Annotated in this window: 15 protein-coding genes and 4 tRNA genes; 18 read left to right on the top strand and 1 reads right to left on the bottom strand. The window is 53.2% G+C overall.

The window, feature by feature from the left end; genetic code table 11:
• The first annotated feature begins 5 nt into the window (after positions 1–5).
• The 18 genes from rho (at position 6) to FDW98_RS17535 (ending at position 16,486) form a co-directional block, all read left to right on the top strand.
• Positions 6–1,265, top strand: coding sequence for a transcription termination factor Rho (rho, locus tag FDW98_RS17450; RefSeq protein WP_096758948.1), 1,260 nt, complete (start codon positions 6–8; stop codon positions 1,263–1,265).
• Positions 1,266–1,500: 235 nt separating this feature from the next.
• Positions 1,501–2,604: a UDP-N-acetylglucosamine--undecaprenyl-phosphate N-acetylglucosaminephosphotransferase gene (gene wecA / locus FDW98_RS17455; protein WP_096758947.1), complete on the top strand. Its 1,104-nt coding sequence runs from the start codon at positions 1,501–1,503 to the stop codon at positions 2,602–2,604.
• 12 nt (positions 2,605–2,616) lie between these two features.
• Positions 2,617–3,663: an ECA polysaccharide chain length modulation protein gene (gene wzzE / locus FDW98_RS17460; RefSeq protein WP_096758946.1), complete on the top strand. Its 1,047-nt coding sequence runs from the start codon at positions 2,617–2,619 to the stop codon at positions 3,661–3,663.
• Positions 3,664–3,718: 55 nt separating this feature from the next.
• Complete coding sequence (gene wecB, locus FDW98_RS17465) at positions 3,719–4,849, top strand: non-hydrolyzing UDP-N-acetylglucosamine 2-epimerase (RefSeq protein ID WP_096758945.1); 1,131 nt, start codon at positions 3,719–3,721, stop codon at positions 4,847–4,849.
• Positions 4,846–6,108 carry a UDP-N-acetyl-D-mannosamine dehydrogenase gene (gene wecC, locus FDW98_RS17470; protein WP_137398894.1) on the top strand — a complete coding sequence of 421 codons (1,263 nt, stop codon included), beginning with the start codon at positions 4,846–4,848 and terminating at the stop codon, positions 6,106–6,108. The genes wecB and wecC overlap by 4 nt, the downstream gene beginning before the upstream one ends.
• Positions 6,108–7,175 (top strand): dTDP-glucose 4,6-dehydratase, encoded by a 1,068-nt coding sequence (rffG, locus tag FDW98_RS17475; protein WP_096758943.1) that lies wholly within the window; start codon positions 6,108–6,110, stop codon positions 7,173–7,175. The genes wecC and rffG overlap by 1 nt, the downstream gene beginning before the upstream one ends.
• Before the next feature lie 18 nt (positions 7,176–7,193).
• Positions 7,194–8,075, top strand: coding sequence for a glucose-1-phosphate thymidylyltransferase RfbA (gene rfbA, locus FDW98_RS17480; protein ID WP_096758942.1), 882 nt, complete (start codon positions 7,194–7,196; stop codon positions 8,073–8,075).
• Positions 8,053–8,730, top strand: coding sequence for a dTDP-4-amino-4,6-dideoxy-D-galactose acyltransferase (rffC, locus tag FDW98_RS17485; protein WP_096758941.1), 678 nt, complete (start codon positions 8,053–8,055; stop codon positions 8,728–8,730). Before rfbA ends, rffC begins: the two co-directional genes overlap by 23 nt.
• Before the next feature lie 4 nt (positions 8,731–8,734).
• Positions 8,735–9,865 (top strand): dTDP-4-amino-4,6-dideoxygalactose transaminase, encoded by a 1,131-nt coding sequence (gene rffA, locus FDW98_RS17490; protein WP_096758940.1) that lies wholly within the window; start codon positions 8,735–8,737, stop codon positions 9,863–9,865.
• 1 nt (position 9,866) lies between these two features.
• Positions 9,867–11,117 (top strand): lipid III flippase WzxE, encoded by a 1,251-nt coding sequence (gene wzxE, locus FDW98_RS17495; protein ID WP_096758939.1) that lies wholly within the window; start codon positions 9,867–9,869, stop codon positions 11,115–11,117.
• Positions 11,114–12,193 carry a TDP-N-acetylfucosamine:lipid II N-acetylfucosaminyltransferase gene (locus tag FDW98_RS17500; RefSeq protein ID WP_096758938.1) on the top strand — a complete coding sequence of 360 codons (1,080 nt, stop codon included), beginning with the start codon at positions 11,114–11,116 and terminating at the stop codon, positions 12,191–12,193. The genes wzxE and FDW98_RS17500 overlap by 4 nt, the downstream gene beginning before the upstream one ends.
• Positions 12,190–13,542, top strand: a complete 1,353-nt coding sequence (wzyE, locus tag FDW98_RS17505) for an ECA oligosaccharide polymerase (RefSeq protein WP_096758937.1) — start codon at positions 12,190–12,192, stop codon at positions 13,540–13,542. Before FDW98_RS17500 ends, wzyE begins: the two co-directional genes overlap by 4 nt.
• A 2-nt stretch (positions 13,543–13,544) precedes the next feature.
• Positions 13,545–14,285: a lipopolysaccharide N-acetylmannosaminouronosyltransferase gene (gene wecG, locus FDW98_RS17510; protein WP_096758936.1), complete on the top strand. Its 741-nt coding sequence runs from the start codon at positions 13,545–13,547 to the stop codon at positions 14,283–14,285.
• A 280-nt stretch (positions 14,286–14,565) separates the two neighbouring features.
• Positions 14,566–15,951, top strand: a complete 1,386-nt coding sequence (locus FDW98_RS17515) for an amino acid permease (RefSeq protein ID WP_096758935.1) — start codon at positions 14,566–14,568, stop codon at positions 15,949–15,951.
• Positions 15,952–16,053: 102 nt separating this feature from the next.
• Positions 16,054–16,130, top strand: a tRNA-Arg gene (locus tag FDW98_RS17520).
• A 56-nt stretch (positions 16,131–16,186) separates the two neighbouring features.
• Positions 16,187–16,262 (top strand) — tRNA-His (locus FDW98_RS17525).
• A 20-nt stretch (positions 16,263–16,282) separates the two neighbouring features.
• Positions 16,283–16,368: transfer RNA gene (locus FDW98_RS17530), tRNA-Leu, on the top strand.
• A 41-nt stretch (positions 16,369–16,409) separates the two neighbouring features.
• Positions 16,410–16,486, top strand: a tRNA-Pro gene (locus tag FDW98_RS17535).
• Between the two features lie 470 nt (positions 16,487–16,956).
• Here the strand turns inward: FDW98_RS17535 and hemY are convergent.
• Entirely contained in the window at positions 16,957–18,156 is a 1,200-nt protein-coding gene (hemY, locus tag FDW98_RS17540) for a protoheme IX biogenesis protein HemY (protein ID WP_096759491.1), read from the bottom strand.
• Between the last annotated feature and the right edge of the window lie 2 nt (positions 18,157–18,158).

The raw sequence follows: 18,158 nt of genomic DNA on the forward strand, positions 1-18,158 counted from the left end.
CCATTATGAATCTTACCGAATTAAAGAATACGCCGGTTTCTGAGCTGATCACTCTCGGCGAAAATATGGGCCTGGAAAACCTGGCTCGTATGCGCAAGCAGGACATTATTTTTGCCATCCTGAAGCAGCACGCAAAGAGTGGCGAAGATATCTTTGGTGACGGTGTGCTGGAGATATTGCAGGATGGATTTGGTTTCCTTCGTTCTGGAGACAGTTCCTACCTCGCAGGCCCAGACGACATCTACGTATCCCCTAGCCAAATCCGCCGTTTCAACCTCCGCACTGGTGACACCATTTCCGGTAAGATTCGTCCTCCTAAAGAGGGTGAGCGTTACTTTGCATTGTTGAAAGTTAACGAAGTTAACTACGACAAGCCGGAAAACGCGCGTAATAAGATTCTGTTCGAGAACTTAACCCCGCTGCACGCAAACTCACGTCTGCGTATGGAACGTGGTAACGGTTCTACAGAAGACTTAACGGCTCGTGTCCTGGATCTGGCGTCTCCGATCGGTCGCGGCCAACGTGGTCTGATTGTGGCTCCACCGAAAGCCGGTAAAACCATGCTGCTGCAGAACATTGCACAGAGCATCGCGTACAACCACCCAGACTGCGTGTTGATGGTACTGCTGATCGACGAACGTCCGGAAGAAGTGACTGAGATGCAGCGTCTGGTTAAAGGTGAAGTGATTGCTTCCACCTTTGACGAACCCGCATCTCGCCACGTTCAGGTTGCGGAAATGGTTATCGAGAAAGCGAAACGTCTGGTTGAGCACAAGAAAGACGTTATCATCCTGCTTGATTCCATCACCCGTCTGGCGCGTGCCTACAACACTGTGGTACCGGCTTCCGGTAAAGTGTTGACCGGTGGTGTTGATGCCAACGCCCTGCACCGTCCGAAGCGTTTCTTCGGTGCGGCACGTAACGTGGAAGAGGGCGGCAGCCTGACCATCATCGCGACTGCGCTGGTCGATACCGGCTCTAAAATGGATGAAGTTATCTATGAAGAGTTTAAAGGTACCGGCAACATGGAACTGCACCTCTCGCGTAAGATTGCTGAAAAACGCGTCTTCCCGGCTATCGACTACAACCGTTCCGGTACCCGTAAAGAAGAGCTGCTCACCACTCAGGAAGAGCTGCAAAAAATGTGGATCCTGCGCAAAATCATTCATCCGATGGGTGAAATCGACGCGATGGAATTCCTCATTAACAAGCTGGCGATGACCAAGACCAACGACGACTTCTTCGATATGATGAAGCGCTCTTAAGTCGGGCATCCTCTGAAAACGCCACGTTTTACGTGGCGTTTTGCTTTTATGCCTGTAATCTAAGCGACACATAAGCAATAGTGATGTCACTCGCCTTTATTTTGCGCTCGATACATCATTCGCGTTGTGTGGTTAATAATTATACAAAACAGGTATTTCGGAACGGAGTTTCCCTTCTGAATAAAGGTCTTCATGGTTATACTTCCGCTAATAATTTTCTCTGAGAGCATGCATTGTGAATTTACTGACAGTCGGCACTGATCTCATCAGTATTTTTCTATTCACAACACTGTTTCTTTTTTTTGCGCGCAAGGTGGCAAAAAAGGTCGGTTTAGTGGATAAACCCAACTTCCGTAAACGTCATCAGGGACTGATTCCGTTAGTTGGGGGCATTTCGGTTTACGCCGGTATTTGCTTTACATTCATCATCGCCGATTATTACATCCCACACGCTTCTCTCTACCTCGCCTGTGCTGGGGTGCTGGTCTTTGTGGGTGCGCTGGACGACCGTTTTGATATCAGTGTAAAAATTCGCGCCACCATCCAGGCCGCGATTGGTATCATTATGATGGTTGTAGGCAAACTTTATCTTCTTAGTCTTGGGTATATTTTTGGCCCCTGGGAGATGGTACTTGGCCCGTTCGGCTATTTACTGACGCTCTTCGCCGTCTGGGCTGCAATTAATGCCTTCAATATGGTGGACGGTATCGACGGCCTGTTAGGTGGGTTGTCCTGCGTTTCCTTTGCCGCGATGGGCCTGATCCTCTGGTTTGACGGACAAACCAGCCTGGCCATCTGGTGCTTCGCGATGATCGCCGCCATTCTGCCTTATATTCTTCTGAATCTGGGTATTCTTGGGCGCCGGTATAAAGTTTTTATGGGTGATGCGGGCAGTACGCTGATTGGCTTCACTATCATTTGGATCCTGTTGGAAACTACGCAGGGTAAAACCCATCCTATTAGCCCGGTTACTGCGCTGTGGATTATCGCCATTCCTCTGATGGATATGGTGGCTATCATGTATCGTCGTTTGCGAAAAGGCATGAGTCCTTTTTCTGCGGATCGCCAGCACATTCATCATTTGGTGATGCGTGCCGGGTTTACTTCCCGACAGGCCTTTGTTCTGATTACGCTGGCAGCGGCAATTTTGGCATCTATCGGCGTACTGGCTGAATATTTTCGTTTAGTGCCAGAGTGGGTCATGCTGGTACTTTTTTTATTAGCATTCGGCCTCTACGGTTACTGTATCAAGCGTGCCTGGAAAGTCGCGAGATTTATCAAGCGTGTGAAGCGTAGATTGCGAAGAATTCGGAAAAGCAAACCAAACTTAACCAAGTAAATTGAGGATGCGATGACACAGCCATCAACGGGAGATCATGTCGTGAACACTGAGAATGAACTGGACATCCGTGGGTTGTTTCGGACCTTATGGGCAGGGAAGGTGTGGATTGTCGGTATGGCCCTCGTCTTTGCGCTTGCTGCTCTCGCCTATACGTTTTTTGCGCGTCAGGAGTGGAGTGCGACCGCCATTTCCGACCGGCCTACGGTGAATATGTTGGGGGGATATTACTCTCAGCAGCAGTTTTTACGTAACCTTGATATTAAGGCTAGCCTGGCATCCACGGATCAACCGTCGGTGATGGACGAAGCGTATAAAGAATTTGTCATGCAGGTTGCCTCGTGGGATACGCGCCGTGAGTTTTGGCAGCAGACCGATTACTTTAAGCAACGGATGGTCGGCAACAGTAAAGCCGATGCGGCATTGTTGGATGAGCTGATTAATAACATTCAGTTTATGCCTGGTGATGCACAGCGCAGTACCAACGACAGTGTGAAGCTGATTGCGGAAACGGCGCCAGATGCTAACAACCTGCTGCGCCAGTATGTGGCATTTGCCAGCCAGCGCGCGGCACGCCATCTGAACGATGAGTTAAAAGGCGCGTGGGCTGCGCGCACGGTACAGATGAAAGCGCAGGTTAAACGCCAGGAAGAGGTGGCGAAATCACTCTTTTCTCGTCGCGCTCACAACATTGAACAAGCGCTCAAAATAGCCGAGCAACATAATATTTCTCGCACTTCAACCGATGTGCCTGCGGATGAATTACCGGACTCTGAGCTGTTTTTGCTCGGACGTCCTATGCTGCAGGCGCGACTCGAAAACTTGCAGGCCGTTGGTCCAGAGTTCGATCTGGATTATTTCCAAAACAGAGCCATGCTCAATACGCTGAACGTCGGTCCTACTCTGGACCCACGTTTTCAGACCTATCGTTATTTGCGGACGCCGGAAGAACCGGTAAAACGTGATAGCCCGCGCCGTGCCTTCCTGATGATTATGTGGGGCATTGTCGGAGCCTTGATCGGTGCCGGTGTCGCGTTAACCCGTCGCCGCCCGATTTAGCAATACCGTTGCAGTGAGGGGCTGGGCCCTCGCTGCCAATCCGAAGAGAATCGATGTGAAAGTACTGACTGTATTTGGCACGCGACCGGAGGCCATCAAGATGGCACCTCTGGTTCATGCGCTGGCAAAAGATCCTGATTTTGAGGCGAAAGTTTGCGTCACAGCGCAGCATCGGGAGATGCTTGATCAGGTGTTGAACCTCTTTTCCATTGTGCCTGACTACGATCTTAATATTATGCAGCCCGGTCAGGGACTCACCGAAATTACCTGCCGAATCCTTGAGGGGTTAAAACCAATTCTGGCTGAGTTTAAACCGGATGTCGTACTGGTACACGGTGATACGACGACGACCATTGCCACCAGTCTGGCCGCGTTTTATCAGCGTATTCCTGTCGGACATGTTGAGGCCGGGTTGCGAACCGGCGATCTCTATTCTCCGTGGCCGGAAGAGGCAAACCGTACGCTGACCGGGCGTCTGGCGATGTATCATTTTGCACCTACTGAAAACTCTCGGCAGAACCTGTTACGCGAAAACATTGCCGATAACCGCATTTTTGTCACCGGCAATACGGTGATTGATGCGTTGATCTGGGTTCGCGATCGCGTACTGGCGAGCGATGAACTGCGGGCCGAACTGGCCGAGCATTATCCTTTCCTGAGCGCGGATAAAAAGATGATCCTGGTGACCGGTCATCGTCGGGAAAGCTTTGGTCGCGGTTTTGAGCAAATCTGCCATGCGCTGGCAGAAATTGCAGCGGCGAATCAGGATGTGCAGATTGTCTACCCGGTGCACCTGAACCCTAACGTCAGCGAACCGGTTAATCGCATCCTGGGTCACGTTGACAATGTGATTTTGATCGAGCCGCAGGAGTATCTACCGTTTGTCTGGCTGATGAACCACGCCTGGCTGATCCTGACCGATTCTGGCGGTATTCAGGAAGAAGCCCCATCTCTGGGCAAGCCAGTGCTGGTGATGCGCGAAACGACGGAGCGCCCGGAGGCCATTACTGCAGGCACGGTGCGGCTGGTGGGGACAGATCCGCAGCGTATTGTGGAAGAAGTCACGCGCTTGCTGCATGACGAAGATGAATATCAGACCATGAGCCGAGCCCATAATCCGTATGGCGATGGGCAAGCGTGTGGTCGCATTTTAGACGCGTTAAAAAACAATCGGATATCGCTATGAGTTTTACGACCATTTCTGTCATTGGGCTGGGTTATATCGGGCTGCCAACCGCAGCTGCTTTTGCTTCCCGTCAAAAACACGTGATTGGCGTAGATGTTAATCAGCATGCGGTGGACACCATTAACCGTGGTGAGATCCATATCGTTGAACCCGACCTCGGTGCGGTGGTGAAAACTGCTGTAGAAGAGGGGTATCTTCGGGCGACCACCAAACCCACGGAAGCGGATGCGTATTTAATCGCTGTGCCTACCCCGTTCAAAGGGGAGCATGAGCCCGATATGGTGTACGTCGAAGCGGCGGCGAAGTCAGTGGCGCCGGTGCTTAAAAAAGGCGCGCTGGTGATCCTCGAGTCAACGTCACCCGTCGGGGCGACCGAGCAGATGGCCGCATGGCTTGCCGAGATGCGGCCCGACCTGACGTTCCCGCAACAGGCGGGGGAACAGGCAGACGTTAATATTGCCTATTGTCCAGAGCGCGTGCTGCCGGGCCAGGTGATGGTCGAGCTGATTAAAAACGATCGCGTGATTGGCGGGATGACGCCCGTCTGTTCCGCGCGCGCCAGCGAGCTGTACAACATCTTCCTTGAAGGTGAATGTGTGGTGACTAACGCCCGCACGGCGGAAATGTGTAAACTTACTGAAAATAGCTTCCGCGACGTGAATATCGCCTTTGCCAATGAACTGTCGCTGATTTGCGCCGAACAGGAGATTAACGTCTGGGAACTGATTCGCCTGGCGAACCGACACCCGCGCGTCAATATCCTGCAACCTGGCCCCGGCGTTGGCGGTCACTGTATTGCAGTCGATCCATGGTTTATTGTGGCGCAGAACCCGCAGCAGGCGAAATTGATCTGCACCGCCCGTGAAGTCAATGATGGCAAACCTCACTGGGTTGTTGATCGGGTAAAAGCCGCCGTAGCGGATTGTCTGGCGAAGACGAACAAACGCGCCAGCGAGGTGAAAATTGCCTGTTTTGGCCTGGCATTTAAACCGAATATTGACGATTTACGTGAAAGCCCGGCGATGGGTATCGCGCTGAGTATTGCCCAGTGGCACGGCGGTGAAACGCTGGTGGTGGAACCGAATGTTCATCAACTGCCAAAAAAACTGGATGGCCTGTGTACGTTGGTGAAACTGGACGACGCACTGGCAAGCGCTGATGTGCTGGTGATGCTGGTCGACCATAATGAATTTAAAGCGATTAAAGGCGATGCGGTACACCAGCAGTACGTGGTTGATACCAAAGGAGTCTGGCGATAATGAAACGAATTCTGGTCACCGGTGGCGCCGGATTTATCGGCTCCGCGGTTGTACGGCATATCATTAACGAGACGCAGGATGCCGTGGTGGTGGTCGATAAACTGACCTATGCCGGCAACCTGATGTCGCTAACGCCGGTCGCACAGAATGACCGTTTTGCCTTTGAGAAAGTTGATATCTGCGATCGGGCTGCGCTTGACGGTGTCTTTCAACAGTATCAGCCAGACTGCGTCATGCACCTGGCGGCGGAAAGCCACGTTGATCGTTCCATTGATGGTCCGGCTGCATTTATCGAAACCAATATTGTGGGTACCTACACCCTGCTGGAAGCAGCGCGCGCTTACTGGAACGTATTAACCGATAAGAAAAAATCGGCGTTTCGTTTCCATCATATTTCGACCGATGAAGTGTATGGCGATCTCCATTCTACGGATGATTTTTTCACTGAAACCACGCCGTATGCACCAAGCAGTCCTTATTCCGCATCGAAAGCCAGTAGCGACCATCTGGTCCGTGCCTGGCTACGTACGTACGGTTTACCTACGCTGATTACCAACTGCTCCAACAACTACGGCCCGTACCACTTCCCGGAAAAGCTGATCCCACTGACGATTCTTAACGCGCTGGCGGGCAAACCGCTGCCGGTATACGGCAACGGGCAGCAGATCCGCGACTGGCTGTATGTGGAGGATCATGCCCGCGCGTTGTATTGCGTAGCGACCACCGGGGCCGTGGGGGAAACCTATAACATCGGCGGGCACAACGAGCGTAAGAATCTGGACGTAGTCGAGACGATTTGCTTTCTGCTGGAAGAACTGGCCCCCAACAAGCCACAGGGCCTTGCGCAGTACCGCTCACTGATCACCTTTGTTGACGATCGTCCTGGTCACGATCAACGTTACGCCATTGATGCGTCGAAGATTGCACGTGAACTTGGCTGGATGCCGCAGGAAACGTTTGAGAGCGGCATGCGCAAAACCGTGCAATGGTATCTGGCGAATGAGGCGTGGTGGAAGCCCGTGCAGGACGGCAGCTACCAGGGTGAACGTTTAGGTCTGAAGGGTTAATTTCCGGAGGAGGTACGCATGAAAGGTATCATTTTGGCGGGAGGGTCGGGTTCTCGCCTGTACCCCATTACGCGTGGCGTATCGAAACAGCTATTACCGATTTACGACAAGCCGATGATTTACTACCCGCTATCGGTGCTGATGTTGGCGGGGATCCGTGAAATCCTGATTATCACCACGCCGGAAGATAAAGGCTATTTCCAGCGTTTGCTGGGCGATGGCTCTGAGTTTGGCATCGAGTTGCACTATGCCGAGCAGCCCAGCCCGGACGGACTGGCGCAGGCGTTTATCATCGGGGAAACGTTCCTTAACGGTGAGCCTTCCTGTCTGGTTTTAGGTGACAACATCTTCTTTGGGCAGGGATTTAGTCCAAAACTGCGCCACGTTGCTGCCCGAACGGAAGGGGCGACGGTATTTGGCTATCAGGTTATGGATCCTGAGCGTTTCGGCGTGGTGGAGTTTGACGACAATTTCCGCGCCGTCTCGCTGGAAGAGAAGCCGAAAGAACCGAAATCTAACTGGGCGGTGACGGGACTCTATTTCTACGACAGTAAGGTGGTGGAGTACGCAAAACGCGTGAAGCCTTCCGAGCGTGGAGAGCTGGAGATAACCTCCATCAACCAGATGTATCTTGACGCGGGTAACCTGACGGTGGAACTGCTCGGCCGTGGCTTTGCCTGGCTGGATACCGGTACACATGACAGCCTGATTGAAGCGAGTATGTTCGTACAGACGGTTGAGAAACGTCAGGGCTTTAAAATTGCCTGCCTGGAAGAAATCGCCTGGCGCAACGGCTGGCTGGATGATGAAGGCGTGAAGCGTGCCGCCAGTTCTCTGGCTAAAACCGGTTATGGTCAATATCTGCTGGAGCTACTCCGTGCTCGTCCGCGCCAGTATTGAGCCGCTGAATTGGGAGAATACGTTCTTTGGCGTGAAGAGCGCCATTGTACGTGTTGACCCGCATGCGCCGGTTCTGACTGCGGATTCGTTGCAGCCCTGGGAGCGGGTACAGGCGAAAATTCCTGCGGCGAACGCCCAGGAGTTAGATGCATTGCAGCAACTGGGTTTCTCACTGGTCGAAGGGGAAGTGGATTTAGCGCTGTCGGTCACGGGCGTTTATGACAATCCCAGCGCGCAGGTCGCACAAACTGCAGATATCCCGGCGTTACGCCAGCTGGCGGGGCAGGCGTTCGCGCAAAGCCGTTTTCGTGCGCCGTGGTATGCGCCCGATGCCAGCGCGCGTTTCTACGCGCAGTGGATTGAAAATGCCGTACTGGGCACGTTCGACCATCAGTGTCTCGTTTTTCGCACACAGGCTGGCGATATTCGTGGCTATGTCTCACTGCGTGAACTGAATGAGACCGATGCGCGTATTGGCCTACTGGCCGGTCGCGGTGCGGGCGCAGAACTGATGCAGGCTGCGCTGTGCTGGGCGCAGGCTCACGGTAAAACAACATTGTGCGTGGCGACCCAGATGGGCAATATCGCCGCGCTTAAACGTTACATACAGAGCGGTGCCAATGTAGAAAGCACCGCGTACTGGTTATACAGGTGACAACATGATCCCATTTAACGCACCGCCGGTGGTGGGCACCGAGCTTGAATACATGCAGTCTGCGATGAGCAGCGGAAAACTGTGCGGTGACGGCGGCTTTACCCGTCGTTGCCAGCAGTGGCTGGAGCAACATTTTGGCAGCGCGAAAGTGCTGCTGACACCCTCCTGTACCGCCTCGCTTGAGATGGCGGCATTGCTGCTTGATATCCAGGCTGGCGATGAAGTGATCATGCCGAGCTACACCTTTGTCTCCACCGCCAACGCCTTCGTGCTGCGTGGGGCCAAAGTCGTCTTTGTCGATATCCGTCCGGATACCATGAACATTGACGAAACGCTGATTGAAGCGGCGATCACCGACAAAACCCGCGCTATCGTACCGGTGCATTACGCGGGCGTTGCCTGCGAAATGGACACCATTATGGCACTGGCGGCTAAGTACAACCTGTTCGTGGTGGAAGATGCCGCTCAGGGCGTGATGTCGACCTACAAAGGCCGCGCGCTGGGAACGATTGGTCATATTGGCTGCTTTAGCTTCCACGAAACCAAAAATTATACCGCGGGTGGCGAAGGTGGAGCCACGCTGATTAATGATAAAAAATTAATCGAACGTGCTGAGATCATCCGCGAAAAAGGGACCAACCGTAGCCAGTTCTTCCGCGGCCAGGTGGATAAATACACCTGGCGAGATATTGGTTCCAGCTATTTGATGTCCGATCTGCAGGCCGCCTATCTGTGGGCACAACTGGAAGCGGCGGATCGTATCAACCAGCAGCGCCTGGCGCTGTGGCAGAATTATTATGATGCGCTGGAACCGCTGGCACGCGCCGGGCGTATTGAACTGCCTTCCATACCGCAGGATTGTGTGCAAAATGCCCATATGTTTTACATCAAGCTGCGCGATATCGACGATCGCAGTGCGCTGATCAACTTCCTGAAAGAAGCCGAAATCATGGCGGTATTCCATTATATCCCGCTGCACGATTGCCCGGCTGGCGATAAATTTGGTGAGTTTGCCGGAGTTGATCGTTACACCACTCAGGAGAGCGAACGTCTGCTGCGCCTGCCGCTGTTTTACAATCTGTCGCCGGTCAACCAGCGCACAGTGATTACGACCTTACTGAACTACTTCGCCTGATATGTCGCTTGCTAAAGCGTCCCTGTGGACGGCAGCCAGTACGCTGGTAAAAATTGGTGCGGGCCTGCTGGTGGTGAAACTGCTGGCGGTTTCATTTGGCCCGGCCGGTGTGGGGCAGGCGGGTAACTTCCGCCAGATGGTTACCGTGCTCGGTGTACTGGCGGGGGCCGGAATATTCAACGGCGTCACGAAGTACGTCGCACAGCATCATGACGATCCGGCGCAGTTACGTCGTGTGGTCGGTACCTCTTCGGCGATGGTGCTGGGATTCTCCACGCTGATGGCTGCCCTTTTTCTGCTGGCAGCAGCGCCGATCAGCCAGGGTTTATTTGGTCATACGCATTATCAAGGGTTAGTGCGGCTGGTTGCACTGGTACAGATGGGCATAGCCTGGGCGAACCTGCTGCTGGCGCTGATGAAAGGTTTTCGCGATGCTGCCGGTAATGCGCTATCGCTGATTGTCGGTAGCCTGGTGGGCGTGGTGGCCTATTATGGTTGCTATCGTCTCGGGGGTTACGAAGGTGCGTTGTTAGGGCTGGCGCTGGTGCCTGCGCTGGTAGTGATCCCCGCTGCTGCGATGTTGATTAAGCGTGGAACTATCCCACTGCGCTACCTGAAACCCTGCTGGGATAACGGTCTGGCCGGGCAGTTAAGCAAGTTCACGCTGATGGCGTTGATCACCTCCGTGACGCTGCCGGTGGCGTACGTAATGATGCGAAACCTGCTGGCAGCCCATTACAGCTGGGATGACGTGGGGATCTGGCAGGGGGTGAGCAGTATTTCCGATGCGTATCTGCAATTTATCACCGCCTCATTCAGCGTTTACTTGCTGCCGACGCTGTCGCGCTTAACTGAAAAGCATGACATTTCGCGCGAGGTCGTAAAGTCGCTGAAGTTTGTGCTACCGGCGGTTGCTGCCGCGAGTTTCACCGTCTGGCTGCTGCGTGATTTTGCTATCTGGCTGCTGTTTTCGGCTAAATTTACCGCGATGCGCGATCTGTTTGCCTGGCAGCTGGTGGGCGATGTCCTGAAAGTAGGGGCTTACGTTTTTGGTTATTTGGTGATCGCGAAAGCGTCGCTACGGTTTTATATTTTGGCTGAAATTAGCCAGTTCACGTTATTGACGGCATTTGCCCACTGGTTGATCCCTGCGCATGGCGCTCTGGGAGCAGCCCAGGCATATATGGCAACCTATGTGGTCTATTTTTCTCTCTGTTGCGGCGTATTTTTACTCTGGCGTAGGCGGGCATGACAGTACTGATTCACGTTCTGGGATCGGATATCCCTCACCATAACCAAACCGTATTGCGGTTTTTCAACGACTCGCTGGCTGCGACGAGCGAGCACGCGCGCGTGTTTATGGTTGCCGGTCAGGATGCGGGATTCAGCGAAAGCTGCCCGGCGTTATCGCTGCGTTTCTATAGCGGGAAAAAGGCGCTGGCAGAGGCGGTTATTAAGAAAGCGAAAGCGGATCGTCAACAGCGTTTCTTCTTTCACGGTCAGTTCAATACCAGTTTATGGCTGGCACTGCTGAGTGGGGGAATTAAACCCGAGCAGTTTTACTGGCACATCTGGGGCGCCGATCTGTATGAAGTCTCCAGTGGACTGAAATTCCGCCTGTTTTATCCGCTTCGTCGGCTGGCGCAAAACCGCGTGGGCTGCGTGTTTGCCACGCGGGGTGATTTGCGCTATTTCGCTGGGCTGCATCCGCGCGTGCGCGGTGAGCTGCTGTATTTCCCGACGCGCATGGATCCATCGCTCAATACGATGAGCGACGGGCGTGAACGCAGCGGGAAAATGACCATTCTGGTGGGAAACTCCGGCGACCGCAGCAATGAACATATTGCCGCGCTGCGCGCCGTGCATCAGCAGTTTGGCGATACGGTGAACATGATTGTGCCTATGGGTTACCCTGCCAATAATGCGGCGTATATCGATGAGGTTCGTCAGGCTGGGCTGGCATTATTTCGTGCGGAAAACCTGCACATTCTCAGCGAAAAGCTGGAATTTGAGGCTTATCTGGCGTTACTGCGTCAGTGCGATTTGGGCTACTTTATTTTTGCCCGTCAGCAGGGGATTGGCACCTTGTGTCTGTTGATCCAGGCCGGTATTCCGTGTGTGCTTAACCGCGAAAACCCCTTCTGGCAGGATATGGCAGAGCAAAACTTGCCGGTATTGTTTACCACCGATGAACTCAATGAAGGTATTGTGCGCGAAGCGCAGCGTCAGCTGGCCTCGGTCGATAAGAGCGCCATTACCTTCTTTAGCCCGAATTACCTACAGCCGTGGCATAACGCGCTGAAAATTGCTTCCGGAGAAACGGTATGAGCCTGATGCAATTCAGCGGTCTGCTGGTGGTGTGGCTGCTCTCCACACTGTTTATCGCCACGTTGACCTGGTTTGAGTTCCGACGGGTACGCTTTAACTTCAATGTGTTCTTCTCATTACTGTTTTTATTGACGTTTTTCTTTGGCTTCCCGCTGACCAGCGTGCTGGTCTTCCGCTTCGACGTGGCGGTGGCCCCGCCGGAAATTCTGCTGCAGGCGCTGCTGTCAGCCGCCTGTTTCTATGCTGTCTATTACGTGACCTATAAAACCCGTTTACGCAGGCGAACGGCGGAAAGACCGCGTAAGCCACTGTTTACTATCAACCGCGTTGAGGCTCATCTGACGTGGATAATATTGATGGCGATTGCGCTAGTGAGCGTGGGCATATTCTTTATGCACAACGGCTTCCTGCTGTTCAGACTGCAGTCCTACAGCCAGATCTTCTCCAGTGAAGTTTCCGGTGTGGCGTTGAAGCGCTTCTTCTACTTCTTCATCCCAGCGATGCTGGTGGTGTACTTCCTGCGTCAGGACAGTAAAGCGTGGCTGTTTTTTCTGGTAAGCACCGTCGCGTTTGGCTTGCTGACCTATATGATTGTCGGCGGCACGCGCGCCAATATCATCATCGCCTTTGCCATCTTCCTGTTTATCGGCATTATTCGCGGCTGGATTTCGCTGTGGATGCTGGCGGCCGCTGGCGTGCTGGGCATTGTGGGGATGTTCTGGCTGGCGCTGAAGCGCTACGGCATGAACGTCAGCGGAGACGAAGCGTTCTATACTTTCCTGTATCTGACGCGCGACACCTTCTCGCCGTGGGAAAACCTGGCACTGTTGCTGCAGAATTACCACAATATTGAGTTCCAGGGTCTGGCGCCGATCGTGCGTGACTTCTATGTGTTTATCCCCAGTTGGCTGTGGCCTGGGCGACCGAGCATCGTACTCAATTCGGCGAACTACTTTACCTGGGAAGTGTTGAACAACCACTCGGGGCTGGCTATCTCGCCAACATTGATTGGCTCGCTGGTGGTGATGGGCGGGGCGTTGTTTATCCCGTTAGGCGCGATTGTGGTTGGGCTTATCATCAAATGGTTCGACTGGCTGTACGAGTTAGGTAACCGGGAAACAAACCGCTACAAGTCGGCGATTTTGCACAGTTTCTGTTTCGGTGCCATTTTCAATATGATCGTGTTAGCACGTGAAGGACTGGATTCGTTTGTCTCGCGAGTGGTCTTTTTCCTCGTGATTTTTGGTGTCTGTTTGCTGGTGGCAAAACTGTTGTTCTGGCTGTTTGACAGTGCCGGACTGATTCATAAACGCATAAAATCGCTGCCCCGGACACAGGTTGAAGGATAGTAATGACTGATAACACCACTGCGCCGTTGTATTCACTGCGCGGATTACAACTGATTGGCTGGCGGGATATGCAGCATGCGCTGAATTACCTGTTTGCAGAAGGGCATCTCAGGCAGGGGACGCTGGTGGCGATCAATGCTGAGAAGTTGCTGACAGCGGAAGATAACCCTGAGGTACGCGCGCTGATCGATGCCGCTGAGTTCAAATACGCCGATGGGATCAGCGTCGTGCGTTCCGTGCGAAAAAAATTTCCACAGGCCCAGGTTTCACGTGTGGCCGGTGCCGATCTGTGGGAGGCCTTAATGGCACGAGCAGGCCGGGAAGGAACGCCGGTCTTCCTGATTGGCGGCAAGCCGGAGGTGCTGGCGCAGACGGAAGCAAAACTGCGTACACAATGGAACGTGAACATTGTGGGCAGCCAGGACGGCTATTTTACGCCGCAGCAGCGTCAGGCGCTGTTCGAGCGGATTCACGCCAGCGGTGCGCAGATTGTTACCGTAGCGATGGGGTCACCGAAACAAGAAATCTTTATGCGTGATTGCCGCCAGGTTCATCCCGATGCGCTGTATATGGGCGTGGGTGGCACCTACGACGTCTTTACCGGCCATGTAAAGCGTGCGCCTAAAGTCTGGCAAAACCTCGGGCTGGAGTGGCTGTACCGCTTGCTGTCGCAGCCGAGCCGTATCACGCGTCAACTTCGCTTATTACGTTATCTGCGCTGGCACTATACCGGCAATCTCTGATCTCCTCCCTTCTTTGGTATGTAGCGCATTCTGCTGAGTGCGCTACTTATTCACAACATAATCGCTGCTTTCTCAAACAATCTATTCATTTTTTGAATGCTTTAATTGCCATTTAAGTGATTTTAGGAAACCATTCGCAACAATCATGATAGTGCCGTGGTGTTTTGGGTGCCAACCGTCAAGCGGTCGGCGCCGTATGGCCTGTTATGGCAAAAAAAACGATGTACCCATAACGATAACCGGTCATACCGGAAAGCATACAAACACAACAAGAGGATTTATGGCAGAAAGTAAACCTGAGCTACAGCGTGGGCTGGAGGCTCGTCATATCGAATTAATTGCCCTTGGGGGCACTATTGGCGTTGGATTGTTTATGGGCGCCGCCAGCACCCTCAAATGGGCGGGGCCATCAGTTCTGTTGGCCTATATCGTCGCCGGGCTATTTGTCTTTTTCATTATGCGTTCCATGGGCGAGATGCTGTTTCTGGAGCCGGTTGCCGGTTCATTCGCGGTGTATGCCCACCGTTACATGAGCCCCTTCTTTGGTTATCTCACTGCCTGGTCGTACTGGTTTATGTGGATGGCGGTGGGGATCTCGGAGATTACCGCCATTGGCGTCTACGTGCAGTTCTGGTTCCCGGACATGGTGCAGTGGATTCCCGCATTGATCGCGGTAGGGTTAGTGGCGTTGGCAAACCTGGCGGCGGTTCGGCTGTACGGTGAAATTGAGTTCTGGTTTGCCATGATCAAAGTGACCACCATCATTGTGATGATCGTCATTGGGGTCGGCGTTATCTTCTTTGGCTTTGGTAATGGCGGTCAGGCGATTGGTTTCGGCAATTTGACCGAGCACGGCGGCTTTTTTGCCGGTGGCTGGAAAGGCTTCCTGACCGCGTTATGTATCGTGGTGGCCTCCTACCAGGGGGTGGAGCTGATCGGCATCACGGCGGGTGAAGCCAAAAATCCGCAGGTCACATTGCGTAGCGCGGTAGGGAAAGTGTTGTGGCGTATCCTGATTTTCTACGTCGGCGCGATATTTGTGATCGTCACTATCTTCCCGTGGAATGAGATTGGCAGCAACGGCAGCCCGTTCGTTCTCACGTTTGCCAAAATTGGAATTACCGCTGCGGCCGGGATTATCAACTTCGTGGTCCTGACCGCCGCGCTGTCTGGCTGCAACAGCGGGATGTATAGCTGTGGTCGTATGCTGTACGCGCTGGCGAAGAACCGTCAACTACCTGCCGTTGTTGGAAAAGTCTCTCGTCATGGCGTGCCAGTTGCTGGCGTAGCGATTTCTATCGCTATCTTGCTGATTGGCTCATGCCTGAATTACGTTATTCCGAATCCGCAGCGTGTCTTTGTGTATGTCTATAGCGCCAGTGTGTTGCCGGGGATGGTACCGTGGTTTGTTATCCTGATTAGCCAGCTGCGTTTTCGTCAGGCACACAAAGAGGCGATTGCCAGCCATCCTTTCCGCTCCATTCTGTTCCCGTGGGCGAATTATTTGACGATGGCGTTCCTGATTTGCGTATTGATCGGCATGTATTTTAATGAAGATACCCGAATGTCGCTGTTTGTGGGTATGGGCTTCATACTGGCTGTGACGCTCATTTATAAGGTTTTTGGCCTGAATCGGCATGGGGAAAGCCAAAAGCTGGAGGAATAAGCGACAAAACGCACATTCCGTGACCAAACGATAATTTATTTTAAAAAAGCACTAGACAGCAGACCGAGACCTCCGTAATATCCAGCCCCGCAACGGCGCTAAGCGCCCGTAGCTCAGCTGGATAGAGCGCTGCCCTCCGGAGGCAGAGGTCTCAGGTTCGAATCCTGTCGGGCGCACCATTTAGTAGGGTGCCAGAGCTGCGGTGGTTTTAATACCGCGTAAAAGATTTGCAGTGGTGGCTATAGCTCAGTTGGTAGAGCCCTGGATTGTGATTCCAGTTGTCGTGGGTTCGAATCCCATTAGCCACCCCATTAATTTAAAGTTGTGAAATGCGAAGGTGGCGGAATTGGTAGACGCGCTAGCTTCAGGTGTTAGTGTCCTTAGGATGTGGGGGTTCGAGTCCCCCCCCTCGCACCACGACTTAAAGAATTGAACTAAAAATTCAAAAAGCAGTAAAACGGCGAGTAGCGCAGCTTGGTAGCGCAACTGGTTTGGGACCAGTGGGTCGGAGGTTCGAATCCTCTCTCGCCGACCAATTTTGAACCCCGCTTCGGCGGGGTTTTTTGTTTTCTGATTTTCTCTTCTTTCAGGCACTTACACAAAGAAAGACCTGTGTGATATCGCTGCCATGTCCCGAATTACCTGATGTCTTAAAAAGTCCGAATAACTAGTTTTTGCAGTGCAATCATGGCATGCCTTGTGCAATAATATGCGTGTAGATGCTCATTCCATCTCTTATGTTCGCCATCTGGCCTCATAAACTCAGGAATGACGCAGAGCCGTTTACGGTGCTTATCGTCCACTGACAGATGTCGCGTTAGCCTCATCAAACACCATGGACATAACGTTGAGTGAAGCACCCATTATGTTGTCATACAGACCTGTTTAACGCCTGCTCCGAAAGGAGCGGGCGTTTTTTTATGCATATTCGTCTGAAATGATTTTGTGTATACGATTGAAAAATATGTAGGCCCGGTAAGCGAAGCGCCACCGGGCAAGAGGGAATTACTGCGAAGGATTGTTGTTCTGTAGGGTTAGCATCAGGCCATCACGACGCATGGTGGCGGCTTCTTCCGGTTGATGCAGTCTGTCCAGCGCGTCGGCCAGCCAGGCGTAGTCGTAGGCATCCGGACGCTGTTTAAGGGCCGCACGGAAGGCGATCGTTGCCTCCTGCCATTCACCGTGCTTCATCAACGACTGACCAAGCGTACTCCACAGAAGCGGGCGATCGCCCACGGCTTTAATCTGCTGGCGCAGCACTTTTTCTATCTGCTCAGGGTTGTTGGTTTTCAGACGCGGGATAGGCAGTACCAGGCGGTCGTCATACTGGCGTTTCAGACCCTCAATGATGATTTGCTGTGCCGTATCATGATCGTCGCACTCAATCAGATGCTCAGCCATGGCGACCTGCAGGGCAACCTGATGACGGGTTTTACGGTTCTGGTTTTTCCACCATGCGCGTAGACCCTCACTACCCTGATCGGCGCGAACCTGATCCATCAGGCCCACCCAGGCTTGTTGTTCCAGCATGGCACGGTGTTCTTCATCACCCACGCGTGCTTTGGCCATAGAAGGAATGATATCCAGTAAGGAACTCCATGCGCCGGTGCGAATGTAAGCCTGCTCAGCCAGACGCAGAACTTCCGGGTGACGCGGCGTCACTTCCAGCAGCTTGTCGACGCTGTGGCGCGCGGCGTGGTCCTCATTGCGGGCCAACTGTAGGCGAACACGGGTGATGTCCACCGGGATTGTATCGTTGCCAGCCAGTTCAGCTGCACGTTCAAGGTGCTGATTAGCGCGCGCTTCATCACCACGCTGCTGAGCCGCTTCTGCTGCCAGAAGATAATTGACTACCGGCTGTTCCGCGTGATCGGCATTTTTCGACATCAGTTTTTCAACCTGCTGATAGTCGCCTTCTGCCAGCTTGAGCAGAGCCTGCTCGGTCTGCTTACGTGCACGGCGGCGCTTGCGACCCACAAACCAGCCGCGCGTATGCGCACCGGTGCGGAAAATACGGCGCAGCAGCCATTCAATCGCAAACAGAATGACCATGGCGACGATCAGGATGATCACCAGACCCGTCACGCTGGTTTCAATGTTGTAGTTGTCTGTTTGGATCAGCACGTATCCCTGATGACCGGCGATCATTGGGCCGACGACGATCCCGGCGATCAGCAGCACAAAGAGCAATAATACTTTTAGCATCA

This window comes from Citrobacter sp. wls711 (genome assembly GCF_005281055.1).
GTDB lineage: Bacteria > Pseudomonadota > Gammaproteobacteria > Enterobacterales > Enterobacteriaceae > Citrobacter > Citrobacter gillenii.